The organism is Halomonas sp. SIMBA_159 (assembly GCF_046536035.1).
Lineage (GTDB): Bacteria > Pseudomonadota > Gammaproteobacteria > Pseudomonadales > Halomonadaceae > Vreelandella > Vreelandella venusta_A.
The window spans coordinates 1-265 of sequence record NZ_JAWJBT010000756.1; the positions used below are offsets into that span (position 1 = coordinate 1).

General features: G+C 51.3%; 1 protein-coding gene. It reads left to right on the forward strand.

From position 1 onward, the window contains the following. Positions 1-265, forward strand: a 265-nt coding sequence (locus R0J87_RS21230; RefSeq protein WP_498888765.1) for an OmpA family protein, incomplete at both ends; no start/stop codon positions are given.

Genomic DNA, 265 nt, shown 5'->3' on the forward strand with positions numbered 1-265 from the left:
GGATGGTACCCAGTCCAATGCCATCTTTGAGTTCAATTCTGCCAAGCTTCGCCCTGATATGACTTCCACGTTCCAGCCGATGCTGAATCACCTGAGTCAATATCCGGAAGCCATGCTGCGGGTGGAAACCCATACCGACGATGTCGGCTCGGAAGACTACAACATGAAGCTGTCTGAACGCAGGGCGCAAAGTGTTGTGCAGTATTTTGAACAACAGGGTATTACCCCTGACCGTATCAGCTACGAAGCGTTTGGCGAAACCAAG